This window comes from Corynebacterium sp. LK31 (genome assembly GCF_014335015.1).
Classification (GTDB): Bacteria; Actinomycetota; Actinomycetes; order Mycobacteriales; family Mycobacteriaceae; genus Corynebacterium; species Corynebacterium jeikeium_D.
On sequence record NZ_PDGW01000022.1, the window covers coordinates 106102 to 130456 of the forward strand.

The 24355-nt window shown below is 61.2% G+C and carries 17 protein-coding genes and 5 tRNA genes; 16 read left to right on the forward strand and 6 right to left on the reverse strand.

Translation table 11 applies throughout. The annotated features are described in order from the left end of the window. Positions 1 to 18 precede the first annotated feature (18 nt). Complete coding sequence (locus CRD18_RS08170) at positions 19 to 987, reverse strand: ABC transporter permease (protein ID WP_151011223.1); 969 nt, start codon at positions 985 to 987, stop codon at positions 19 to 21. Positions 988 to 1458: 471 nt separating this feature from the next. Here CRD18_RS08170 and CRD18_RS08175 point away from each other — a divergent pair, with 471 nt between their 5' ends. Further along, complete coding sequence (locus tag CRD18_RS08175) at positions 1459 to 2727, forward strand: aminotransferase class V-fold PLP-dependent enzyme (RefSeq protein WP_187406636.1); 1269 nt, start codon at positions 1459 to 1461, stop codon at positions 2725 to 2727. 16 nt (positions 2728 to 2743) lie between these two features. On the opposite strand, the gene CRD18_RS08180 is transcribed toward CRD18_RS08175, so the two are convergent. Then, the gene (locus tag CRD18_RS08180; RefSeq protein WP_070429126.1) at positions 2744 to 3712 is read right to left on the reverse strand and encodes an NAD(P)H-quinone oxidoreductase; all 969 of its coding nucleotides are present in this window, start codon (positions 3710 to 3712) and stop codon (positions 2744 to 2746) included. A gap of 197 nt (positions 3713 to 3909) precedes the next feature. Between CRD18_RS08180 and CRD18_RS08185 the strand changes: the two genes are divergently transcribed. The 3 genes from CRD18_RS08185 (at position 3910) to CRD18_RS08195 (ending at position 6091) form a co-directional block, all read left to right on the forward strand. Continuing rightward, positions 3910 to 3994, forward strand: a tRNA-Ser gene (locus CRD18_RS08185). Positions 3995 to 4431: 437 nt separating this feature from the next. Further along, the gene (locus tag CRD18_RS08190; RefSeq protein ID WP_070604718.1) at positions 4432 to 5205 is read left to right on the forward strand and encodes a hypothetical protein; all 774 of its coding nucleotides are present in this window, start codon (positions 4432 to 4434) and stop codon (positions 5203 to 5205) included. Then, entirely contained in the window at positions 5198 to 6091 is an 894-nt protein-coding gene (locus tag CRD18_RS08195; protein WP_224433578.1) for a hypothetical protein, read from the forward strand. The genes CRD18_RS08190 and CRD18_RS08195 overlap by 8 nt, the downstream gene beginning before the upstream one ends. Positions 6092 to 6105: 14 nt before the next feature. Here CRD18_RS08195 and CRD18_RS08200 read toward each other — a convergent pair whose 3' ends face one another. After that, the gene (locus CRD18_RS08200; RefSeq protein ID WP_088611833.1) at positions 6106 to 7245 is read right to left on the reverse strand and encodes a histidinol-phosphate transaminase; all 1140 of its coding nucleotides are present in this window, start codon (positions 7243 to 7245) and stop codon (positions 6106 to 6108) included. Positions 7246 to 7456: 211 nt separating this feature from the next. Between CRD18_RS08200 and CRD18_RS08205 the strand changes: the two genes are divergently transcribed. From CRD18_RS08205 to CRD18_RS08225, 5 genes are all read left to right on the forward strand, one after another. After that, a tRNA-Ser gene (locus CRD18_RS08205) sits at positions 7457 to 7548 on the forward strand. Positions 7549 to 7551: 3 nt separating this feature from the next. Then, positions 7552 to 7627 (forward strand) — tRNA-Arg (locus CRD18_RS08210). Positions 7628 to 8194: 567 nt separating this feature from the next. Continuing rightward, on the forward strand, positions 8195 to 11830 hold the full coding sequence (locus tag CRD18_RS08215; RefSeq protein WP_187406637.1) for a phosphoribosylformylglycinamidine synthase: 3636 nt from the start codon (positions 8195 to 8197) through the stop codon (positions 11828 to 11830). 232 nt (positions 11831 to 12062) lie between these two features. After that, positions 12063 to 12135, forward strand: a tRNA-Arg gene (locus CRD18_RS08220). A gap of 334 nt (positions 12136 to 12469) precedes the next feature. After that, positions 12470 to 13459 (forward strand): LLM class flavin-dependent oxidoreductase, encoded by a 990-nt coding sequence (locus tag CRD18_RS08225; RefSeq protein ID WP_187406638.1) that lies wholly within the window; start codon positions 12470 to 12472, stop codon positions 13457 to 13459. Positions 13460 to 13505: 46 nt separating this feature from the next. Here the strand turns inward: CRD18_RS08225 and CRD18_RS08230 are convergent, their stop codons facing one another. Then, positions 13506 to 14354: a CoA transferase gene (locus CRD18_RS08230; RefSeq protein WP_187406639.1), complete on the reverse strand. Its 849-nt coding sequence runs from the start codon at positions 14352 to 14354 to the stop codon at positions 13506 to 13508. 9 nt (positions 14355 to 14363) lie between these two features. Then, on the reverse strand, positions 14364 to 15389 hold the full coding sequence (locus tag CRD18_RS08235; protein ID WP_187406640.1) for a prephenate dehydrogenase: 1026 nt from the start codon (positions 15387 to 15389) through the stop codon (positions 14364 to 14366). Between the two features lie 38 nt (positions 15390 to 15427). Here CRD18_RS08235 and CRD18_RS08240 point away from each other — a divergent pair, with 38 nt between their 5' ends. The 3 genes from CRD18_RS08240 (at position 15428) to CRD18_RS08250 (ending at position 16865) form a co-directional block, all read left to right on the forward strand. Further along, positions 15428 to 15985: a tRNA adenosine deaminase-associated protein gene (locus CRD18_RS08240; protein ID WP_005510946.1), complete on the forward strand. Its 558-nt coding sequence runs from the start codon at positions 15428 to 15430 to the stop codon at positions 15983 to 15985. 112 nt (positions 15986 to 16097) lie between these two features. After that, positions 16098 to 16541 (forward strand): nucleoside deaminase, encoded by a 444-nt coding sequence (locus tag CRD18_RS08245; protein ID WP_070429200.1) that lies wholly within the window; start codon positions 16098 to 16100, stop codon positions 16539 to 16541. Positions 16542 to 16676: 135 nt separating this feature from the next. Then, entirely contained in the window at positions 16677 to 16865 is a 189-nt protein-coding gene (locus CRD18_RS08250) for a CsbD family protein (protein WP_070429201.1), read from the forward strand. A gap of 108 nt (positions 16866 to 16973) precedes the next feature. On the opposite strand, the gene CRD18_RS08255 is transcribed toward CRD18_RS08250, so the two are convergent. After that, positions 16974 to 17954 carry a diaminopimelate dehydrogenase gene (locus CRD18_RS08255; RefSeq protein WP_070607642.1) on the reverse strand — a complete coding sequence of 327 codons (981 nt, stop codon included), beginning with the start codon at positions 17952 to 17954 and terminating at the stop codon, positions 16974 to 16976. Between the two features lie 276 nt (positions 17955 to 18230). Between CRD18_RS08255 and CRD18_RS08260 the strand changes: the two genes are divergently transcribed. The 4 genes from CRD18_RS08260 to CRD18_RS08275 all read left to right on the forward strand — a co-directional run bounded on the left by CRD18_RS08260 (position 18231) and on the right by CRD18_RS08275 (position 24343). Further along, positions 18231 to 18321 (forward strand) — tRNA-Ser (locus tag CRD18_RS08260). Positions 18322 to 18747: 426 nt separating this feature from the next. Further along, positions 18748 to 21750 carry an MMPL family transporter gene (locus tag CRD18_RS08265; RefSeq protein WP_187406641.1) on the forward strand — a complete coding sequence of 1001 codons (3003 nt, stop codon included), beginning with the start codon at positions 18748 to 18750 and terminating at the stop codon, positions 21748 to 21750. A 61-nt stretch (positions 21751 to 21811) separates the two neighbouring features. Next, a complete protein-coding gene (gene tgt, locus CRD18_RS08270) occupies positions 21812 to 23113 on the forward strand; it encodes a tRNA guanosine(34) transglycosylase Tgt (protein WP_049172440.1) in 1302 nt (433 codons plus the stop codon). 276 nt (positions 23114 to 23389) lie between these two features. Next, positions 23390 to 24343, forward strand: coding sequence for an ABC transporter ATP-binding protein (locus CRD18_RS08275; RefSeq protein WP_049190213.1), 954 nt, complete (start codon positions 23390 to 23392; stop codon positions 24341 to 24343). The last annotated feature ends 12 nt before the right edge of the window (positions 24344 to 24355 follow it).

Sequence of the window (24355 nt, forward strand, 5' to 3'; positions counted from 1 at the left end):
TACGACGGCCTTTGCGGCCTAAACCCAGTAGCTCACGCGGGAGCGCCACAGGCGCATGGCCCCGAGTGCCAGCAACAGGCCAACTGCGGTGCAGGCGAGGACGATCCACCAGTGGTAGGTATCCACCGGCTGGCCGGTCAGTGGGGCGCGGATGATTTCCAGGTAGTGGAACAGGGGATTGATCTCTGCGATGCGTGCGCGTTCGGCGACGGCACCGCCCTGTTCCTCCAGCGTCTTGGTGGTCCACACAATCGGAGTCATGTAAAACACCAGCTGAATTAGGGAATCCAGCAGTGGTGCCACGTCGCGGTAGCGCGTAGCGATGATGCCGAAGAACATCGTCACCCACACACCGTTGACCACCAGCAGCGCCATCGCGGGGATGACCAGAAAGAAGTTCCAGCCCAAATCCGGCCGGAAGACCAGCACGAGGATTAGCCAGATCACCATGTTGTGGGCCAGGAAGAGCAGCTGCCGCCATACCAGCCTGTAGACGTGAACGCTCAGCGCGCTGGGCAACTGTTTGATCAGGCCTTCGTTTTCAATGAAGACGGTTGCGCCCTCGCGCACGCAGCCGGAGATGAATCCCCAGATGATCAGGCCAACGGTCACGTGTGGCAGGAAGAACGCCAGCTCCTGCTGGAACAGCAGCGAGTACAGCAGGCCGAGAGCCAGGGCCATGGCGCCGGTGGCAATGGTGATCCACAGTGGGCCAAGCGTGGAGCGGCGGTAGCGCTGCTTGATGTCCTGCCAGCCCAGCTGCAGCCACAGCTCACGCTGGCCGAAGCCGATAGCTAGATCCCGCCAGGCAGCGCCCATGGTGCGGGAACGCGACTTGAAAGCCGGTGCCTCGCCTGTTGCGTCAGTTATGCGCGCAATGTCGCGACGGAGAGTTTCCTCCGTGCGGATAGCGGAGCCATTGCGCACAGTATTGGCCGACTGGTCGGCTGCAGCTGCGGATTGGCGATCATTTTCTGCGTTAGTCACGTCTCCAAAATACTAGCTAGGGCGGTTTAGATTGAATACCGACGGCACTGGGCGAGCCATTATTCCATGTCGTGACAGCGAACAACCGTCGCGTGGGGTGGTCGTCCTTGGTGGTGACGTGGTGCTTCTGAGGCTGTTTCCACGGTTGGTTATGTGACTGGTTATGTGACCCTGGAAAACTTACATACAATCGCCGCTGTAACTGCTTTATGGCATGCAGCTGGTGCATATGGTTCACGCATCGGGAGTGCTTGCGCATGGCTACAGGCAAGAAAAGTTCGTCCAATTTTAAGCAACTACTAAAAAGGGATAAAGATTATCCTATAGGGGGTTGCTTCGATAGAATTGGTTCCAACTAAGATGTGCAATCGATACACGGTTCGGGGCATGGATGCTCGATTCGTGGGTGATTGCACAGTTAACTCTGAAATAGATATCGCAGCTTGAATTCGAAACCGGGAAAGGGTTTTCATGGCCTTCGATGTGCCGACAACCAGGGGTGCTTACTCGTCGCTTTCCGACGGGTGGACATACCTCAATGCGGGTCAACGCACCCAGGTACCCGAGCGTGTCCAGGCTGCGATGATTTCTGCATTTCGCAATGCCCAGAAGTCCCTTCCTGGTGAGACTGGGGCGGGGGCTCATGGCCAGTCGCGCAGCTCGGGCGTTCCCGCTGCAGCGGAGCTAACCGCCAGTGCGCGCCGGGCTTTTGCCGACCTCACTGGCGGCCCGGTCGCCGGCGTGGTGTTGGGATCTTCGCGTGAGGTGCTCATGGAGCAGTTCACGTCCGCAATGAGTCGACGCTTGACGCTCGGCTCTAACCTGGTGATTTCTCGCATTGGTTCGCAAGTTGTACACGCACCACTACGCCGGGCAGCCAATCTCTACGGAGCTCAAGTCCGCATTGCCGAGGCTGACTTGTCCTCGGGTACGTTGCCGTCCTGGCAGTTCGACGAGCTCGTAGACGAGCACACTCGCCTCGTTGTCGTCCCGGCCGCGGATCCGTTCATTGGCACCATTGCCCCGGTAGCTGACATTTCTCGGCGGGTGCATGAGTACTCCAACGCCTGGGTTTTGGTTGATGCCTCGGATATTGTCGCCTACCGCGATGTGTCGATGAGCAAGCTGGGCGCCGACATCATGCTGGTTGATGCCTCCGTGCTGGGCGGACCTGAGGTCGCAGCATTGGTGTTCAAGGATCCCGAGATGTTCGAGCGCATGACGTCGTTAAGCTATGTGCCGAATGTGCGCGGCGTCGAGCGGATCGAGGTTTCCCCGGTGTCGCCGGCATTGCTGGGCGGGGTGTCGGAATCGGTGCTGCACCTGGCATCGCTGGATAGCACGGCGAGGGGGTCGCGTAGGCATCGCATTGAAACGGCGATGCCGCAGGTTTCTCGCTACTTGACGACGTTGTCGGAACGCCTGATTGCAGCGTTGATGACCCTGCCTCGGGTGTACATCATCGGCATGGATACCGAAGATGATTCTTTCGCGAGTGTGTCGCGGGCAAAGCATATTCCGCGCGTTAGCTTCCTCGTCGATGGGGTGTCGGCGAAGGTGGTCGTGGATAGGTTGCTGGATAATGGCCTGGTGACCAGCATTGTTGATGCATACGAATCGCCACTGCTGGAGGCCATGGGCATCGATGAGGCTGGAGGCGCCGTGGGAGTTGGCCTCCAGCCGTTCAATACGCCGCACGACATTGACCAGCTTGTGCGCGCAGTTGCCTCGCTCGGTTAGCTAGGTAGTCAGCTAACTAGACGGTCAGCACAATCTTGCCGCTGACCGCGCCGCTGTCGAGCAGCTCGTGGGCCTTGGCTGCGTCGCGCATATCCATGACCTCATGAATTTGAGGGGTGACGGTGCCGTCGGCAAGCATTGGCCAGATGGTGTCCTCTGTGGCGTTGACGATGCGAGCCTTGTCAGCGAGATCGCGGTAGCGCAGGCCGGTGGCGGTGATGGAGCCGCGCTTGCTCAGCAGGCGGCCGATGTTGAGCTCGCCCTTAACGCCTCCCTGCATGCCGATGATGACCAGGTGGCCGTCCTTCGCCAGGGCCTTGACGTTTCGGTCGAGGTACTTTGCGCCCATGATGTCCAGAATGACATTGGCACCGCCCTCAGCTGAGACAATCTCCTCGAAGTCCTCTTCCTTGTAATTGATGAGGATGTCGGCGCCGAGCTCCTTGCACTTAGCCAGCTTCTCCGCCGAACCGGCGGTGACTGCGACGCGAGCACCGAGCCGCTTGGCCATCTGAATAGCGAAAGTGCCGATGCCACCCGCGCCACCGTGGACCAGCAGCAGGTCGCCTTCCTTGAGGCCGGCAATCATCACGACATTCGAGAACACCGTGCAGGCAACCTCGACGATAGATGCGGCCTCGGTGAAGGAGTAGCCATGTGGTAGTGGGAGAATCTGGCCGGCCGGGACTGCGACCTTTTCGGCGTAAGCGCCACCGGAGAGAAGGCAGCAGACCTCGTCGCCGACTTTCCAGCCCTGGGAGTCGCCCTTGACCTCTTCAATGACACCCGCGCACTCCAGGCCGAGGGTGTCGGTCACGCCTTTCGGTGGCGGGTAGTGGCCAGCGGCCTGCAGCAGGTCAGCGCGGTTTACGCCAGCGGCTTTGACCTTGACCAGCACCTGCCCATCCTCGAGAGTCGGTTCCGGAGCATCGGCCCATTCCAGGGCGCGGGGGTTGGAAAGATCAGTCTGAATGATTGCCTTCATAGTCTTCAAAGGTAATGCAAAAACTGGTTATGCACGCGGTATTTCAAGCTCTTTTGCAGTTAGCAAAAATAGTTATGTCTGTAGAGGTGGATGCTTGGGGTGTGGTTTCCGATGAAGGGCTTGCGAAAGGTGCTGGCAAGGGGTGTTATGAGGGCGTTTGCTGCCTTACGGCGGTATGCGGTTATGATGTTGGCGTTGGAAGTATGGCAGAGCGGCCGAATGCACTGGTCTTGAAAACCAGCGAGGGTCACACCTCCGGGGGTTCAAATCCCCCTGCTTCCGCAGATGAAACCCTCGGTAGATTTTCTACCGGGGGTTTCTTCATTTCTCTTAAAAGTTGGCGTATGTGCTGAGGTCAGCGACGGATAGTCGTACCGTACGTAACCGCGGTATTGCGCGCATTGCTGCATTCTCTCCGGCCGCAGGTATGACATGCGCGGACATGTGCGGGATTCGGCAGTATCGCACATGCTCAGGAACTGGTGGTCAATGACACCATCGCCAAGGGGCGCCGACGCGATTGCCGACGGTTCGTTGAATACAGGAACTGAAATCCACTTCAACCCGGGGCACTCGGTGGAAAAGCTGCATGACATGGACCCGAAACCGTTGTGGCCTGAAACAATACGGGCAAATTGCTAAAACCGGTAAGCTCGGTCTTGCTGTAATACAAACCCAGCGTCATGCTGGCGGACGGTATTGAGGGAAAAGGTCGAACAATGGCAACGAATCGGAGCAACCACTCGGACGACTCGTTCGGTGAGTGGAGCATAAATCCGGGCACGTCAGATGATCAACCCTCCGCTGATACGCCGGCAAATGCGTGGAGCGCTGTGGATGGGGCACAGTGGGAGCAGCCTGAGGGGCAAACGCAGGACTATCAGCCCCAGAACCAGCAAACGCAGTATCTGCAGCAGCAGTATTCACAGTCCCAGCAGCCTGAACCATACCGCCCCGCCCCCTATGTTCCAGGTCCGCAAGCTGGTCCGGCTGCTGCGCCGAGCAATGACAACAAGGGGCTGACCATCGCGGTTATTGTCCTGGCGCTCGTTGCGGTCGCTCTCTTCGTCGGCGCAATGGCTTTCTTCTACTTCTCCGATTCGAAGGGAGTGAATTCGGCCGGCAGCAACTCGCCCCAGTCGGTTCAGTCAGCTAGTGCTGAGGATTTTTCCACGTCGTCGACCGCTGAGCAGAAGCGTCGCGCTGAAGGGTTCCAGCCGCCATCGAACTGGCGTCACTGCTCCGGCTCGGGCGATCCGGGTGATTTGAACTTGGTATATGCAGAAGATGTCGGTGGTAACACTACGACCTGTCAGTTTGCCACCAACGTGCGCAATTCCTTCGTTGAGCAGTACCAACTTACGAAGAAGCTCAACGGTACAGTCACCGCTAGCAGCCCAACAACTGGCAAGACATACAGCATGACCTGCCGCGATAACGGTGAGGTTGTCACTTGCACCGGCGGTACGAATGCGACGGTGCACATTGTCTAAACGTCTCCGAGTAGCTCTGGCCGCAACCGCCGTCGTCACGCTCGGCCTTAGCGCCTGCACCATCGGCACCGACTCGGCGGACATGCCGTCGCCGACGCTGTCCAATCCGCTTGACGACGGCCCCGGCGGAGCATCCTCCGACGGGAAAGTTGTGCCCGGTGAGATGCCTCGCGAAGTTGTCGAGGCAGTGAAGTCCGCGCAAAAGGAACTCGGTGGTCTGGCCGGCGCCGCTCTGGCAACGCCGGATAAGGATTCCGAAGTGGTTTCCACGGGTGACTTCAAAACGGGTCCGGCCTGGTCGACCTCCAAGGTGCCCATCGCGGTGGCTTATGTGCGCCAATCGGGCGTGGATTCCCTGGTCGAAGCCGCAATCACGGTTTCCGATAACGATGCGGCTGAGTCCATGTGGTACTCCCTGGGCGATGACGCGACCGCGGGCGCGACCACCGACGAGATTCTCCGAGAGGGCCACGACACCCGCACCGTCATGGGCACTGACCGCATCCGTGCGGAATACACCGTCTTCGGGCAGACGCAGTGGGATTTGCGCGACCAGGCTATTTTCGGCGCCAATTTGCAGTGCATCGAGGCGGGCCCAAAGGTCGCTGACCTCATGGGACAGATTGCCGACGAGCAGTCCTACGGCCTCGGACGCATCCGCGGTGCCCACTTCAAGGGTGGGTGGGGCCCAGATGATGAAGGTGTCTACCTTGTGCGACAGTTCGGCTATCTGCCGGGCAAGAAGCCGGGCACCTTCGTTGGTGTCGCTATCGCAGCCCAGCCTGACGACGGCACCTATGAGACCGGCCAGCAAATGCTTGACCGCATCGCAAAGGCGATTGAGCGCAGCGGTGGCGCGACCACCGGCCGCGCCGGTAGCTGCTAGCTGAGCGATAGCTGCTAGTGCTCAATTCCTAGCGCAGCCAGCAGCTGCGAGGTCTCTTCCTCAGTAGTGATGGTGATGCGAGCACCTTCGCCGGCGAAGCAGCGGATGAGAATGTTGCGCTGCGCCAGGAAGTCACCGAGATCCGTGGTGGTGGCCACCGAGACGTCGTCAAGCAAAGAGAGATTCGCGATCCGCCCCTCGTCAATCCAAATGAAGTTGGCCTGCGAGTTCGGCAGCACCGTCTCGCGGCCGGTGGCGGCGTTGATGGCCTCTGTGACGGCGACGCGCTGTGCGCGGACCTCAGCAATGCGGGCGGTGAGCTCTTCCTGTGCGTCGAGCGAGGTGAGCGCGGCAATCTGCGCGAGAGTGTTTACGGAGAAGGGGATAGCGACCTTATTCACGGCCTCCACAAGCTTCTCCGGGCCGAACATGTAGCCCACGCGGAGCCCGGCCAAACCGTAGACCTTGGAGAATGTGCGCAAACCGACCAGGTTGGGGTAGGTATCCAGCAGCTCATGCGCCAACGGGGTAGCGGCATGAGTGGCCTCGTCCACCAGCTCGATGTACGCCTCGTCGAGAGCGACCACAACATCGCCCGGAACCTGCGCCATAAACTCCGCGAAAGCCTCGCGAGTGATGGTCGTGCCCGTCGGGTTATTGGGATTACAGACGAAAACCAGGCGTGTGCGGCCGGTGATAGCGGCAGCCATTGCCGAAAGATCATTGCGACCCTGCGCATCCAGCGGCACCGGCACCGGAGTAGCCCCGGCGACGCGAGCGAGAATGGGGTAGGCCTCGAAGCTGCGCCACGGGAACACGACCTCATCCCCATCCGCACAGGTGGCCTGTACGAGCTGCAGGCACAGAGCAGAGGAGCCGCAGCCGACCGCGACCTGCTCCATGGGCAGACCCAGGTGCTCGCCGAGCTTAATGCGCAGGTCAACCGCGCCCATGTCCGGGTAGCGGTTCGGGCTGGTGGTTGGGTCAGCGATGGTCTGTGAGATGGCCTCCACCACCGAGGGCAGTGGCGGTTGGGTCATTTCATTGGACGCGATCTTCAGCGCGCCGGGCACAGCCTTGCCCGGGACATAGGCCGGAACCTGCTCGAGGTCGGCACGGGTTTTGGGCTGAACTGAAGATGCATCGTTGGTCATAGGCCTAACTGTAGAACATGGCCCGGATTGGGCAGTACAGAATCCCCGCAAAATCCCAAGGTGTGGTCGCTATTTGTGGCGCCGTATTTGGTGGCTTCGCGGGTGTTTTGCTTTTCAATTCTTGTGTTCTGTAGGATTGGCTGCGGTTATTTGGTCTCGTCCACGCAATGGCGAACAGCTTTGCTGAAGCGGGATCGATGCCAGTGGTTTTGGAGGCGTGCCAGAGCGGCCGAATGGGGCTCCCTGCTAAGGAGTTGCCTGTCTTGCGACGGGCCGGAGGTTCGAATCCTCTCGCCTCCGCCACACGCGCCCGTAGCTCAACGGATAGAGCATCTGACTACGGATCAGAAGGTTAGGGGTTCGAATCCCTTCGGGCGCACCATGTAGACCCGCACCGTGGAGGTGCGGGTCTTTTTGTTTTATTACCTGGCAGTGCAGCGCGAGCCGGGGCATTGCGGGGCGGGGCAGCGCGGTCCTTCACTTGTGGCCAGGGTTCGGTCACTTATCGATGGTTTCTCGTGACCTGTCGATGGTTTTTCGCCACTTATGCGCGCGCTGTGGGTGCTATGTGTGCACTTGTCGATGCGCTGTTCACTTGTGGCCAGGCTATAGCGAATCGATGGGTGAACTATGCATCGATAAGACAACGAACCAGCTCCCTTGCTTCAGCAACGTGCAACAACAGGTCGCAACGCGCAGCAACAGGCACCAACCCGGACCTGCCGCCCGACTCACCACCTCCCTGAGCCGCCACGGCCGTACCTCCAACACCCCCGCGCAGCCTTTGCCTGGCCGAATCCGATTAGCCTGGCCTTGTACTTGGTCAATCGGGGCTTCCGCCCCGCGCCGCCCCGCGCCGCCTCGCGCACCGGGGGACATTTTCCTATCCTGAACAGTTGCAATAGACTTAGACCCCGGTTGCCCTCCCCGTATTTCGATAGGAGCCTTGATGGACGCCCGTCTAGCCGTTCGCCGTAAGCCCGAGTTCCGCAATGAGGAAGCTACGCTGCTGTCCTCGATCGGCCAGGACGGTGAGGTGGCAATCTACTATCTCTACGATGCTTTCGATGCGACGGAGGAGGATCTTGTCGCGCTGCGTGAGTCGGTAGTTGCTGATTCGCGTGTCGACGAGCTGGTCGAGCTCCCGGCCCCCGCCGAGCTGGGGAACTACCTTGCTGTCGAGCCGCTGCCTGGCCAGTACGACCAGCGTGCCGATGCCGCCGAGCAGGCCCTGCGCCTGCTCCGCCCGGAAACGCAGGCGCAGATCACCTCGGCAACGCTGTATGTTTTCGATGCTCCGGTGAATGACGCCGTGCGCTCCTTCCTCATCAACCCGGTCGAATCGGGGGAGAAGAACCTGAGCGTCCTGCGCCGTCCGAGCATGGGCGAGATTGAGCCGCTGAAGGAGTACCCGGGCTTCACCGAGCTGGATGACGAAGGCCTGGCCGAGCTGCTCGCAGCCGACGGCATGGCCATGTCGCTGGCCGACCTGAAGACCATCCAGGATTACTTCCGCTCCGAGGGCCGCACTCCGACCGAGGTGGAGCTGTCCGCGCTGGATACCTACTGGTCGGACCACTGCCGCCACACCACCTTCAACACCGAGCTGACCTCCATCGAGAACAACGAGCCGCGCTTTGCCGCGCAGTTGGATCGCGCGCTGCGTCGCTACGACGAGCTGCGTGAGCTCAACGGTCGCACGCACAAGCCACGCTCCTTGATGGACATGGGCACCATCATGGGCCGCGAACTGCGTCGCACGGGTGTCATGGATGACCAGGAAGTCTCCGAAGAAATCAACGCCTGCTCCGTCTACGTCGACGTCGAGGGCGATGACCGCAAGTGGCTCCTTATGTTCAAGAACGAGACCCACAACCACCCGACCGAGATCGAACCGTTCGGTGGCGCCTCGACCTGTCTCGGTGGCGCAATCCGCGACCCGCTGTCGGGTCGCTCGTGGGTCTACCAGGCCATGCGTCTGTCCGGCGCAGGTGACATCAACACTCCGCGCGAGCAGACCCTCGAGGGCAAGCTGCCGCAGCGCGATATCTCCTCTCGTGCCGCAGCCGGCTACTCCTCCTACGGCAACCAGATCGGTCTGGCCACCACTGGTGTGCGTGAGCTGGTCCACCCGGGATACGTCGCTAAGCGAATGGAACTCGGTGCCGTCGTCGCCGCTGCCCCGGCAGACAACGTCAAGCGCCTCGAACCTGCGCCGGGCGATGTGGTGATTATGCTCGGTGGCCGCACCGGCCGTGACGGCGTCGGCGGTGCGACCGGCTCGTCCAAGGCTCACGATGAGGACTCGCTGGGCCGCTCCGGTGCCGAGGTGCAGAAGGGTAACCCGGTCAACGAGCGCAAGATTCAGCGCCTGTTCCGCCGCGAGGACGTCGCCACCAAGATTGTCCGCTGTAATGACTTCGGCGCTGGTGGCGTGTCCGTTGCGGTCGGTGAGCTGGCTGACTCCATCGACATTCACCTCGAGCGCGTGCCGCTGAAGTACGCCGGTCTGAATGCCCGCGAGATTGCAATTTCCGAGTCCCAGGAGCGCATGGCGCTGGTCGTGCGCCCGGAGGATGCGGACTTCATCATCGCCGCCGCTGCTGAAGAGAACATCGAGGCCGTCGCGCTGGCAGATATCACCGACACCGGCCGTCTGCGCATGTTCATGGGCGACGAGGTTGTCTTCGACCTCTCCCGTGAGTTCATCGACACCAACGGCGCCGACCGCGCCCAGAACGTCGAGATGGTTGCTGCGGAGGGCGGCGTCGTAAAGCAGGCTCCGACGAGCGTATTGGAGTCGCTGCGTGCGGCGACGGCGGGTTCCCAGGAGGGCATGATCGAGCAGTTCGACTCGACCGTCGGCCGCTCCACCGTGCTCATGCCGTACGGCGGTGCGACGCAGAAGACCGACGAGCAGGCGTCGATCCAGACGCTGCCGGTCGATGGCGGCACGAGCACCGCGTCCATCATGACCTGGGGTTACTCGCCATCGCTTGCCGACGAGTCCCCGTACCTCATGGGTTCCTACTCCGTCGTGGAGGCACTAGCTAAGCTCGCAGCGGCCGGTGGCAATCCGCGCGGTGCCTGGCTGAGTGTGCAGGAATACTTCCAGCGCCTGGACCAGGATCCGCAGCGGTGGGGCGAGGTTGCGCAGGCTCTGCTTGGCTTGCTGGAGGCTCAGGACGGCTTCCAGGTTGCGGCCATTGGTGGTAAGGACTCCATGTCCGGCACCTACGGCGAGGACCTGCACGTGCCGGCGACTCTGGTGACCTTCGCAGTTGCCGCGATGGACGAGACCGACGCTGTCTCTGCTGCAATCCCGGCAGGTAACTTCGACCTCTACCTGTTTGCGCACAAGCCACTCGAGTCCGGGGAGCCGAACTACGAGCAGCTCAACGAACTATTTGCTGCCGTGCGGGAGCTGCGTCCGGCTGCTGCTTCGGCTGTGACCAACGCGGATCTGGCCGCGACTCTGGTCAACATGGCTGTGGGCAATGGCGTGGGCCTGGAGGCATCCCTTCCGGAGGCTCCGCTGGGTTCCATCGTTGTGGCTGTTCCGGCTGGTCAGACTGTTGAAAGTGCTGTGAAGATCGGTGCCACCGACGAGTCGAGCACGCTGCGCTTCGGTGAGGAGTCCTTCACTGTCGCCGAGGCTCTGGAGGCAATGGAGTCCGGTTACCGTGAGGTCTTCCCGCTCAATGACTACGAGGGCGAAGCCCTGCCGGAGTTCGCTAACCAGGTCAACGAGACCAAGACCGACCTGCAGAGCCCGGGCAAGAAGGATGTCCACGTGTTGCTGCCAGTCTTTCCTGGTACCAACTCCGAGTACGACATGGCCGAGGCATTCGTCGCGGCTGGCGCTACCTACGAGTTCCACGTAATCCGCAACCTGACCCCGGCAATGCTGGCGGAGGACACGAAGGCGTTCATCGAGAAGCTTCAGGACTCCGACATCCTGGCATTCTCCGGTGGCTTCTCCCTGGGTGATGAGCCGGACGGATCCGCCAAGTTCATCGCCGCGTTCCTGCGTTCCGACGATGTCGCAGCCGCCGTCAAGGAGTTCGTGGCCGACAACGGTCTTGTGCTCGGTATTTGTAACGGTTTCCAGGCGCTGGTCAAGTCCGGCTTCCTGCCGTACGGCGACCCTGCGCAGCTCCGCGAGGACTCGCCGACCCTGGCCCACAACCGCCAGCTGCGTCACGTGTCCCGCATCGCCACCACTCGCGTCGCGACCGTGAATTCCCCGTGGCTGCGCGGTTTCGAGCCAGGTCAGACCCACCTCATGCCGGTTTCTCACGGTGAGGGTCGTTTCGTGGTTTCCGAGGACGAGGCCCGCCGCCTGTTCGAGGCCGGTCAGGTCGCTTTCCAGTACGTCGATGCCGACGGCGTGCCGACGATGACAGCGCCAGCCAACCCGAACGGTTCTTCCTACGCCATTGAGGGCATTGTCAGTGCTGACGGCAGGATTCTGGGCAAGATGGGCCACCCGGAGCGTTTCCGTGAGGGTCTGATGCGCAACATTCCGGGCATTGGTGAGCAGGACATTTTCGGCAACGCTGTCCGTTGGGTCCGCGGCGAGTAGTTCCTCGGTTTCTCCGTTACCTCGGTCAGGGGTACCTCGGTCGGTCCTGTTCGGATAGGCCGGGGTAACCGCTACGAAACCTGTTGTTAATGTGCAGCGAATATGTACTTGAATAAGTGCCGAAAAGGTTGCTTGAACAGGCGATTTTGTAAAACTTAGCAGGATGAGTAAAGTATCTATTCGTTGCAGGGGCCGAGGGAATTACCCCAGAGTCGCTGAATAACAACAAAATGCGCCCGTAGCTCAACGGATAGAGCATCTGACTACGGATCAGAAGGTTAGGGGTTCGAATCCCTTCGGGCGCACAACGCAGACCCGCACCGGTAAGGTGCGGGTCTTTTTGTCTGCCCGACTTATCGATGGTTTTCCGGCACTTATGCGCGCGGTATTGGCTCTGCCTGCGCTCATATCGATGAGCTATTCACTTGTGGCCAGGCTATAGCTCATCGATATGTGAATAGCTCATCGACAAGTGAATACCGCCCACGAGCCACCCATGAGCCCGTCCACCCGCAAGCCGCCCACGATCCACCCACGAGCCACCCGCACCCGAATCCCCAAAACCCCAAACCCCAGCGCCTCAATATTCGAAGCATCTCAAACTCGCAATATCCGACTAACGGTCTAGACTGTGGAACCATGATTCGTACTGAGTCCATTCTTGACCTCGCTACCGTAGCCTCGGGGCAGTCCCACGCCGACGCCCTACAGGGCTCCATCGATTTGGCGCAGACAGCGGAAAAGGTTGGTTATCAGCGTATTTGGTACGCAGAGCACCACAATATGAACTCCATCGCGTCCTCGTCGCCGGCAGTTCTTATCGCAGCCGTGGCTGCAAAAACCGAGAGCATCACCCTCGGCTCCGGCGGCGTCATGCTGCCGAATCATGCACCGCTGACGGTCGCGGAACAGTTCGGCACGCTCGCGAATCTGTACCCGGATCGCATCGAGCTGGGGCTTGGTCGCGCGCCGGGCACGGACCAGGCCACTATGCGCGCCCTGCGGCGTGACCCGCGTTCGTCCGATTCCTTCCCGCAGGATGTGCAGGAGCTGCGCGGTTACCTCTCCGACGAGTCGCTGATCAAGGGCATCAACGCAATTCCGGGTCGCGGCACCCATGTGCCGCTGTACATCCTGGGCTCCTCGCTCTTTGGTGCTCAACTCGCAGCGGCGCTCGGCTTGCCGTACGCGTTTGCTTCGCACTTCGCTCCGGACGCGCTTCGCGATGCCATCGCGGTCTACCGCGAGCAGTTCCAGCCTTCTGAGCAGCTGGATAAGCCGTACGCTTTTGCGGCCATGAATGTGATTGCGTCGGAAAGCGAAGAGGACGCGCAGCAGCAGTACTTCGCTACCCGCAGGAACATGGTCGGGCGGTTCCTGAGTCGCGGTGGGCATCACCTCACTGACGATGAGGCGGAGGTTCTGATGGATACTCCGCAGGGGCGCCAGGTGCAGAATATGTTCCGTCACACGGCAGTCGGCACGGTGGCGCAGGTGCGTGAGCAGATTGCGCAGTTCGGTGAGTACTCGACGGCGGATGAGCTGATTGTGGCTCATCAATCGCTGAAGGTTCCTGACCGACTGCGTTCGGTGGAACTCACTGCGGAGGCCGCGGGGCTGACGGCGTAAGGCTCGGCCCCCGACCCCCGAGGCGCGCGGCCTTAAACTGACCCGCTTACTCCACTGCAGCCAGCGGCAGCGACTTTTCGCTGGCAAGCTGCATGATTTCGGCGTTGGTGCGCTCGCGGAGGAAATCCGCAAGCTCCTCGCGGTTGCTCGCGCGTGTGGCCTCGGTCAGGGCGGCGGCAAAGTGCGGCTCCAGCGCTGCCACGGCCACGTAGCCGTCGGCGCTGGGGTAGAGGCCGTACGTCCACAGGCCGCCACCGAGTAGTCCGCCGGGCGCCGTCATGCCGTACTTCAGCGGCGTGGCACCGGCCTCACCCGCCTGCTTTAGGCCGATGCGGCAGTGCAGTCCAGGCTGCTTTACGACGTCTGCACCCGCACCCGCCCGCTTAATCAACCCGGCAAGGGCAGCGGTGACCGCAAAGTGTGCACCCAGGATGTCGCCCAACAGCACTGGCGGCATGGCCGGGGGCGTGAGAGTTCCGGCCTCCGCCTGGTAGGTCAGGTCATGGCCAGGTGTTTCCGGAGCGTCGGTGTCACCGACAATGTCGATATGCACCGGCCCATTCGGGCGCTCGTGGAGACCCGCCAGCCCCATGCGTTCCAGCGCGGAGGGGCGAACCGAGGTGATGACCACATCGGCCTCATCAATCAGCGAGCTCAGCTGTGCGCGGCCCTCATCGCTCTTCAGATCCGCCTGGATAATCTCGTGACCTGCGGACATAGCTTCATACCAGGGGCGGCCGAAGGAACCGAGCGGGTCGCCTGTGGGTGGTTCGACCTTAATCACCCGGGCGCCTAGCTGGCCCAAGTACTGAGCGGCCAGTGGTCCCGGAACGTTAATGGCGAAGTTGACGACAGTGATGCCTGCGAGGCTGGTGTGCAGCTCGGGGGAAAACATAGTTCCACACTAGAACACATCCACCTGCCCGCCGACGCTTTCGGCCAACTTCAACTGGTTGATCCAATCGCCCTCGCCGACGCGCAGTCGGAAAATCGGGCGGTGAGCGGGGCGGGCCTCGTAGCGGACACGGGCAATCTGACCGGTTTTGGCCAGGTCCATAGCGGTTCCCTCGGTGGCCAACTGGGTGCGCGCGGCGGTGAGGCGCTCGATGACGTCGTCAAGCGCGGCGAGCACGGGTTCGGTGTTGTTCTCGCACCAGGACATGACCATGTCGGGAGCAGCGGCGGCGACGCGGGTGCAGTCGCGGAAAGAGCCGGCCGCCAGCGAAATGGCCAGAGGACCACCGGCTTCACCGGCGGCGGCAATTGCGTAGGCTGCTAGGTGTGGCATGTGGGAGATGCGGGCGACGCTGGCATCGTGGTGATCGCTTAGCGCTGGAATGAGCTGACTGCCAAGAGCTGCTCCCAAGTTGGCGACCTGCGAAAAGACCTCAATCCAGCGCTCCGGGACGGGCTTGCCCGCAGCGTCGGCAGCAGCTGCCAGGTCGTAGGTGATGACCCAGGGGGCGCCGTCGAAAAGCCCTTCGAGCGTGGCGGACCAGCCCGCCTGCGCGGAACCCGCCATTGGGTGCGCGCCGACGAAGCGTTCCTCCATCCCGCGAGCGGAGACCTCGGCGGCGACGGCCGCCTTCACGGAGACCACATCCGTGATGCCACAGCTGGGGGCGTGCTCGTTGATCGCGTCGAGCATCGTGCCGACGACTGTCATGGGGGTGCCAATTACGATGAGCGCGCGGCTGGCCTCAGCGCGCTCGAGCGTGGCTTGAAGATCTGTACTGGCGTCGAATCCCTCCTTCGTGGCTTCCTCGACCGTCGGGGACGAGCGATTCCAACCGAAGCATTCGACGTTATGGGCCCGCAGATCGCGCATCATGGAGCCACCGATGAGGCCCAAACCGAGGATGCATACCGCGGGTAGTTGTGCAGCTGACAGGGAGGACGAAGCAGGGGAGGGGGACTCGAAATTGCTCACCTGACAAGCATGACATACAGCGACTAGCGTTGTGGGTTATGAGCACGACCTTTTCCGGAGGGTACACCTCCGATGACGACCGCTCCTTCGCGGTTGCCGTAACTATGGGGGAGCGCGGTTGGCGCGTCGTCGATCTTGGGGACGACGCCACCGATTCCCTCGCTGACGCTGCACAGGCGCTGCGCAATCTGCGTTCGGAACGCGCCGCTGTCGGAATGCTCAATATCGACGACGATTACTTTATTCTCGTGCGCCAGGGCGTTGGGTCGCTGCGCGTTGTGCTTTCCGACGCCACCGCCGCCGTCACCGACGACATTGCGGCAGATGTGTTCGACGAGCTGGATCTGGATATCCCCGACCTCGACGAGGACGAGCTCGACGATGTCGACGCCTGGGCCGAAGGAGATATGGATATCCTCGCTGACCTGGGCTGTTCGGAGGAAGCCCTGGAGTCCATCTGTGACGATCAGTCGCTGTGGGCGTCCGAGCAGCTTCTGGCCATTGCCGAGGAGCTGGGGTGCGCCGAGGAGCTCGCCGATGTCGCCGACCTGGATTACGACGGTGACGATGACGACTACGACCCCTATGACGACTAACCCTGACAAAGGTCATCTGACCGGGCGGCCAAGCGCCCTTGCGGCCAGCCAGCCAGCTGGTCGGCCAAGCGCCCTGCCCCGTCGAAAACAGGACATTCTCGACGAAGAGTGGATGCGCCTGGCTATCGCCGAAGCTGCTCACACGGCCCCCGGGGATGTGCCGGTGGGAGCTGTGGTCGTGGATGCCGGGGGCAAGGTTGTGGGCCGGGGTTCGAACCGTCGGGAAGCTGATGGTGATCCGCTTGCCCACGCCGAAGTCATTGCGTTGCGCGAGGCCACCCGCGCTGTTGGTGACGGCTGGCGGCTGGAGCAGTGCACGTTGGTCGTGACACTTGAGCCGTGCGTGATGTGCGCCGGCGCGTGCGTCATGGGGCGCGTGGGGCGTGTGGTCTTCGGCGCGTGGTCGCCCAAGACCGGCGCGTGCGGCTCTATCGCCGATGTCATCCGCGATCCCGCCCATGCATTCACGCCGCAGGTGCGCGGGGGTGTGCTTGCCGACGAATGCTCCGTTTACCTGCGGGAATTCTTCGAACGGCAACGGCAGTCGGAAGCGTGAGCGGGGTCACAGTTAGGTCACAATTCCCGCTGTGGCCGTGACGAGTCTTCATTTTCACGTACCGTCGGAACTAGTGGGGCTGCTAGACGGTGGCTCTAAAGAATAGATAAGTCGTTTACATAGGAGGCTTACATAATGAGCGAGCTGCAGAACAAGGCCGACGAGTTGGGCGGCAAGGTTAAGGAAGCTGCCGGCGACGCCGTTGGCAATGACGACCTGTCAAACCAGGGCAAGGGCGAGCAGGCTGCGTCCAAGGTCAAGCAGGGTGCTGAGGACCTGAAGGACAAGGCTACTGAGACCTTGGGCAAGCTGACTGACAAGTAAAGCGCTTAGCTCTCGGGTAGAGATAACCCCAACCTTCTCCGCTTCTGATGTGCGGAGACGGTTGGGGTTCTTTGTGTTTCGATGGCCGGCTGTCAGCGTTGGGGCTGGCTACAGCTTCTGAGCCACCAGGTCATCCAGTGGTTCGGCGGACAGTAGGTACGGGGCGATCTCGAAGACGGTACGGGCACCAGTCTCGCCAGTCTGCTTCAGGCGGTAGGCAGCGCGACCGTAGGCAACCTGGACGGCTGCGGTGAAGTCGGGGTTGCGCTCCAGTTCGAGACCGAACTCGATGACGTGGCCGGAGGTACCGGCCTGGCCACGGGTAATGACCTGGCCGCCGTGCGGCATGCCCTGGTGGTCGCGGTCGAACTCCTCTTCAGAGATGAAGTCCACGATGGTCTCGTATGGGGCAAAGTAATCCGGCATGGTCACGATGGTTTCGCGGATCTGCTCCTTGAGCTTGGCGTCCTCCTCGGCGTTGCCGGTCTCTTCAGCGACGACGAAGCAGTGGCGCAGGTGGCACTCGTTACCCTTCAGGTCTGCGCCCTCGCCCTTCTTCACGGCCTCGATAGCTTCCGGGTTCGGCTTGGTGTACTGGACGCCCTTCTTCACTCCCGGCACACGACGCACGGCATCGGAGTGGCCCTGCGACAGGCCTGGTCCCCAGAAGGTCATCTGGTCTGCTCCCGGCAGGATGGCAGCGCCCAGGACGCGGTTCAGGGAGAACAGGCCCGGGTCCCAACCGGTCGAAATCATGGCGATGTTGTCACCCTCACGAGCGGAGGCGTCCATGGCTGCGCGGTGCTTCGGAATCTCGTGGTGGTTGTCGTAGGTGTCGACCGTCGTAAAGTTCTTTGCCAGCTCAGGGGCCTGCTCCGGGACATCGGTGGCCGAGCCGAGGCACACGAACAGCACGTCTACCTCGTCCTTGTACTTTTCGACATCCGCAGCCGGGAGCACGCGGGCCTCAGTGTCCAGCGAATCGCGACGGGAGAAAACACCGACGAGTTCCATATCCGGCTGGTCGGCAATGACCTTTTCGACGCTGCGGCCCAAGTTGCCGTAGCCGATGATGGCGGAACGAATCATGAGGGAGAACCCTTTCTGTGTGGCTGCACTTCTGTGTTTAAGTTTCTAGATTTCAAGCTACAGACTATTCCTTCATATCTCAGCGGGCGTTGGCCACCCCGAAGAGCGCGGTGGTTTACGTGGATGGTGCAGTAGATGGAGTGATTTGGAATGGCGGGGGTTGTGGTTCTGTGTGAACGGCTTGGCGAAGGACCGGCGGTGTCGACTGTGCGAACAGCTGAGCCGTCTGACCTGGGGATTTGGTAGATAAAGGGGCTACCTGTAACGTTTTCTAGCGGTGACGTGTCCGAGCGGCCGAAGGTGAAGCACTCGAAATGCTTTGTGCGGTAACCCCGTACCGAGGGTTCAAATCCCTCCGTCACCGCCAATAAAACCCCCGGTGGTTCCTTTAAGTAGGAGCCCCGGGGGTTTTGCATTTAATCGGCCCTGATTGCCTGGGTGTGGTGGAGGTGTGGGAGGTGTCCGTCGTAAAGCGGCAAATGGTGAGGCGCCCGACCTGGAGCACCTAAATCACAAAATTAACATCAGTAACACACACCCCATTGTTCACGTTTATCCGGGAAGTCCGCTACTCTTAGCAAAAGTATTTCCGGTTTTTATGTCGTGCCCGCCCCCAATGACCGCGTCAGCGCCAGAGTTGATGTTGGCCAATCCGGGGTGGTCGCTAGCATCGGAGTAGCGAAGAGGCTTCAAACTGCAGGTGAAGTCCGAGGGAGTGCTTGGGTAGCGCGAACTTGGGGAAGCTGCAGTTGGGGGCGGTCCAGGCGAATATTAGACGTAAGGGAAACTTGACATGGCAAAGGCCTTGTTCAAACTCGGCAGGTTCTCCTACCTGCATAAATGGACTGTGATCATCGCGTGGTTCCTGATTTTGGCGGGGCTGGGCGGTGCAGTTGCCGCATTCCAGAAGGGGTTCATCGACCAGTTCTCGATCCCCGGCATGCCGTCGGCAACGGCTTCGCACGTGATTGAGGAAAAGTTCCCCGATGTTCCGAACCCAATTCGAGAGCAGCGTATCTATGTCGCCTTCGAGGCCCCGGAGGGGCAGAGGCTCGATGACCCACAGAATAAAGAAGCTGTTGACCAGGTCATTAACGGCATCCGCGACAATGTCGGCCAAATCTCCGATGATTTGCAACTTCACAACCCGGTAGACCTCAATCCGAAGATGCAGGCGATGGTCAAGGAACAGGGCATGGCCGCCGGCCTGCCCAAGGATGTTGCCGAGGCCGATGCCAATGCCCTGCGTACCGTGTCCGATGACGGTCGCTACGGTATTTCCACCTTCGTTTTCGACGCCAAGATGCCGCAGGACATCGAACCGGAGAATATGCAGGCGCTTCTCGACGCAATGCAGGCCGGTCGTGACGCCGGTATCAAGGTCGAGGCCTCTGGCCCGGGCATGCAGCCCGCGATTGAGGTAGCTCCGACCTCGGAGATTATCGGTGTGACCGTGGCATTTATCGTGCTGGTTGTCACCTTCGGATCTCTGGTGGCTTCGTTCCTGCCTATTGTGACGGCGGTAGTGGGCATCATCATCGGTGTCTTCGGTGTGACATTGATGACCGCATTCACTGACGTCAACTCGATTACCCCGGTGCTTGCCGTCATGTTCGGCCTGGCTGTCGGTATTGACTACGCACTGTTCATCCTCTCTCGCTACAGGGCAGAAAGAGCCCGAGGGATGACCAACGAAGATGCCATCGGCATGGCTACCGGTACGGCTGGCTCCGCTGTGGTTTTCGCAGGCCTCACTGTGATTGTCGCGTTGGCAGCGCTGACGGTGGCCAAGGTGCCGTTCATGTCCCTGATGGGTATTTCGGCGGCAATCACGGTGGCCTTCACAGTGCTGGTCTCTCTGACCCTGCTGCCGGCAGTTATGTCTCTGCTGGGCGACAAGGTCTTCGCTGGCCGCGTGCCCGGTGTTGCTGGCAACCCCTCGCGTAACCCGCGCAAGGAACGTCGCTCTTCCTTCTTCGGTGAGATGACGATGGGGCGACGTTGGGTCACTTTCGTGCACAAGGCCCCAGGGTTGTTCCTGGTCGGCTGTATCGTCTTGCTGTTGGCATTGGCCTACCCGGCCATGCACTTGAAGCTGGCGCTGCCGTCCGACTCTACTGCGGCTAAGGACAGCACGAACCGCAAGGCCATCACCATGATTGAAGAGGGCTTCGGTGCGGGACGTAACTCTCAGCTCATCATTATTGCCAAGTCGGACGATGTGAAGCCCGATGCACCGGTGCTCAAACCACTTATCGAGTCCCTGAAACAGACCAACCCGGAACTCTCTGACATCGAGGCCGCCCGTAAGGCTTCCTATAGCTACGCTGTCGACCAGTTCAAATCCAATGTCGGTGTCGAGCATATCCAGATGATTGGCATGAATCATGACGGCACTGCGGTCAAGATGATTATGACCCCGAAGTCGGGTCCGCTCGATCCTGCGACCAAGCAGCTGATGAACGCGGTGCGCGATCAGCAGAAGCAGATTGAGCAAACCACCGGCCTATTCACCGGTGTCACTGGCCTGGTTCCTATCGAAATTGACATCACCGACCGTCTCCAGGGCGCAATGCCGCTCTACTTGGGCGTTGTCGTGGGGCTGGCAGTGATTCTGCTACTGATGATTTTCCGCTCCCTGATGGTGCCGGTGACTGCCGGTGTGGGCTTCTTGCTCTCTGTCGCAGCCGCATTCGGTGTCACGGTGGCATTTTTCCAGGATGGCCTCTGGGGTGTGATTAGCACTCCGGGTCCGCTGGTCAGCTTTGTGCCAATCTTCCTCATCGGCGTGACGTTCGGTTTGGCCATGGACTATCAGGTCTTCCTGGTTTCCCGCATGCGCGAGCATTACACCCACAACAAGGGTGAGTCCTCACCAGAGTCGAAGTACAACGCGGTCGAAGAATCGGTCGTTGAAGGCTTTACTCTCGGCGCTCGTGTGGTCACGGCCGCTGCGATTATTATGATCTCCGTCTTCGCGGCGTTCGCCGGGCAACCCCTGGCGATCATCAAGGTATTCGGTTTCGCGCTGGGTGCCGCAGTGCTTTTCGACGCCTTCGTTATTCGCATGACCTTCATCCCGGCATCCATGTTCCTGCTTGGCCGCGCTACGTGGTACATGCCGAAGTGGCTGGACAAGGTGTTGCCTTCTGTGGATGTCGAAGGCTCTGCCCTGGAAGAGGTTTCCGAGGAACTGGTGGAGAAGGGCCGCCGCGAGCGTATGGCTCGCGGTGAGTCCCTGTTGCCCGAAAGCGAAGGCGCTGGGCGTGGCTTTGGCGGGGCTGACGCTGACGAGGACGAAGCAGACAGTGCCGATGGTGAAGTCGGTGCTGGTGCAGAGGGCGCGGCGGGCGCAGCTGGTGGTACTGCTGTGGCTGTCGCGACCAAGAAGCGTAACCGCTGGATTCCGAAGCGGAAGAAGGCAAAGCTGAAGGAGCTCGAACCCGCTGACCAGGCTGAGCAGGCCGAACGCTCTGAGCAGGCCGAACTGTCTGCCCCTACGGCGCCTTTTGATCCGGAGCAGCCGGCACAGCCAGAGCAGCCAGAGCAGGCGGAGCCGACCGAACAGCTCATGCAGCCCGCGCCAGCTGAACCAACTGACGCCCAGCCGAACCCGGAAAATGCCAAGGACGTCGAGGTCCGCCCGTACTTCAGCCCGGCTCGTAAGCGGAAGAAGATTACGGTTGCGGAACTGATGAAGCGCGAAGGACTCGAAGAGGAAGCGCCACGTCGTAGCCGCGCCGTGTGGGACCCGGAAAACGCTGCCCAACCCGAGGAAAATGACAGCGCTGAGTAACTTGCGAATAGCACCCAGGTAACCTCAATGCATTAGCACTGGACCACAACCAAGGAGCTTCATGTCGCAGTCGAGGACGACGGGCTTTGACGTCGTAAAGCAAATCGAAGGCGCGCGCGGACGTGCTGGCACTATCCACACCCCGCATGGCGATATTGCTACGCCGGCGTTCATTCCGGTCGGCACGAAGGCGACCGTGAAGACGCTCACGCCCGAGCAGGTGCGATCCACCGGCGCGCAGGCGATGCTGTCGAATGCGTACCACCTGTACCTGCAGCCCGGCGAGGAAATCGTCGACCAGGCCGGCGGGTTGGCAAAGTTCTCCAACTGGAACGGCCCGACATTCACCGACTCCGGCGGATTCCAGGTGCTCAGCCTCGGCGCGGGCTTTAAAAAGACCCTTGCGATGGACGTCACCGGCATGCAGAAAGATGACATCGTCGCCGAGGGCAAAGAGCGCAACGCGTTCGTCGACGAGGACGGCGTGACTTTCCGCTCGCACATCGATGGCTCCGAGCACCGCTTCACGCCGGAGGTGTCCATGCGTATTCAGCACGCGCTGGGCGCCGACATCATGATGGCGTTCGACGAGCTCACCACGCTGATGAACACCCGCGGCTACCAGGAGGCATCCGTCGAGCGCACGCACCGCTGGGCGCGCCGTTGCCTGGAGGCTCACAACGAGCTGACGATTTCGCGCGGTCAGGTCGATGCGCATGTTCATTCGCTTGACGACGGCCAGTTGCCCATCCAGCAGTTATTCGGTGTCGTGCAGGGTGCGCAGTACGAAGACCTGCGCCGCAAGGCCGCCCGCGGGCTGGTGGAGCTCTCCCGCGAGTTCGAGGATGCCGGCCAGCTCGGCTTCCACGGCTATGGCATTGGTGGGGCGATTGAGAAGCAGAACCTGGGCCTGATCTGCGGTTGGGTCAACGACGAGCTTCCCGACGACCGCGCCCGCCACCTGCTGGGGATTTCCGAGCCGGACGATATTTTCGCCGCTGTCGAGGCCGGTGCCGACACCTTTGACTGCGTCGCTCCGACTAGGCTTGCCCGCCGTGGTGGTGTGTACACGCTCGATGGCCGGATGACCTTGACGAATGCCCGCTTCAAGAACGACTTCCGCCCCGTGGATGCGGAGGTGCCCTCCTACACTTCGCTGAATTATTCCCGGGCCTACCTGCATCATCTGTTGAAGGCCAAGGAGTACCTGGCTGGCACGCTGTGCACGATTCACAACCTGTTTTTCATGGTGCAGCTGGTGGAGAACATTCGCGCTGCGATCCTGGAGGACCGGTTCTTCGAGTATCGCGATGAGTTTATGGGCCGCTACTACGCCAACGGTGGCCGTGCGGTGGGGAATTAGGGCTCGGCTGGGGGCTGGGGTGTGCTGGGGAGTGCTTGGGTCGGTTGGGCTGTGGCTGGGCTGGGGCTAGGCTTCTGCCTTTTCGCACTTCACGACAGCCATGTCACCTCGTGCCATCTGTGGAGGTGGCATGAGGTGACACCAGTGGCGTGAAGTGGCAGGGAACACCCGAATCAGTCCAGTGGCGTGAAGTGGCGGCTGGGCGGGCCCGGGGGAAGCCCAAAACTAGACCTAGCTCTACTGCGCGAGGCAGTCTCAACCGGCATCATGGAGGACATGATCACGGTTGAACGACTCAGCAAGAAGTACGGTTCGAAATTAGCCGTCGATGACCTGTCCTTCACCGTTCCCGACGGTGTAGTGACAGGTTTTCTCGGCCCAAATGGCTCCGGCAAGTCCACCACCATGCGCTGCATGCTGGGCCTCGATACCCCGACCACGGGCCAGGCCTTGTTCACCGGGACGGATTCCCAGGGCAACACCTACAGCAACCAGCCCTTTTCCACGCTGAAGAATAAGCCCAGCATCGCCGGTGCAATTCTGGATGCCGGTTGGCACAACAAGGCTCGTTCGGGCCGCGCTCATCTGCGGGCCCTCGCCCGCGGCGCCGGCATCCCCGACACCCGCGTGGAAGAGTGCCTTGAGCAGGTCGGCATGACCGAGGCGGCGAAGGACAAGGTCGGCGGCTACTCGCTGGGCATGAAGCAGCGTCTGGGAGTGGCAGCGGCTCTGCTCGGCAAGCCGCAGCATCTGATTTTGGATGAGCCGGTCAACGGCCTGGACCCCGAAGGCGTCTCGTGGATGCGCCACACCATCAAGGCGCTGGCCGCACAGGGCTGCGCTGTCCTCGTGTCGTCGCACCTCCTTTCCGAGATGCAGCTCACCGCCGACCGCATCGTCGTCATCGGCCGCGGTCGCATGATCGGCGAGTACAGCATGGATGAATTCCTTTCCGACGGCACGGTCATCGAAGTTGAAGTCGATGACCCCGCTCGGCTGCTGCAGGCGTTAGGGCCGGTCGCGCGTGGGGTTGACGTCGATAAGCAATTGCGCATTCCGCTTTACGACGGCATCAGCGAGCAGCAACTCCGCCGCGACATTGCGGCTGCTGCCTTGCGTGAGGGGCTATTGGTGACGCGGTTGCACACGAAGCGCGACAACCTGGAGGAAAAGTTCCTGGCTGCGACCCAGGAATCGCAGGAATACCGCGCGCAGGCGATTGGGCAGTAGGGGAGTGACTGA